We start from the raw sequence: 244 nt of genomic DNA on the forward strand, positions 1-244 counted from the left end.
ACGCGGCGGACAAGTTATCGCACATCGAGCCGCCTGGCGGCTCGCAGGTCTTCGCGCATTATGTTACCAACCGGATTGCGCAGACTGGCTATGTGGACGACTCCAACGGCAATCGTCGGGAAGATCCGATCCGTGTCTATCAGTGGGACGCGGAGAACCGGCTCATCGGAGTGAGTCACAAGAGCAGCCCTGGGCGCAGCAGTCATTTTGTGTATGACGGATTGGGTCGGCGCAGCGTGATCGA

At 59.4% G+C, this 244-nt stretch carries 1 protein-coding gene; it reads left to right on the forward strand.

The annotated features are described in order from the left end of the window. On the forward strand, window positions 1–244 hold a 244-nt coding region (locus DNK49_RS24525), incomplete at both ends, for a hypothetical protein (protein WP_207807127.1).

Source organism: Parazoarcus communis SWub3 = DSM 12120 (assembly GCF_003226565.1).
In the GTDB taxonomy this organism is placed as follows: Bacteria; Pseudomonadota; Gammaproteobacteria; order Burkholderiales; family Rhodocyclaceae; genus Parazoarcus; species Parazoarcus communis.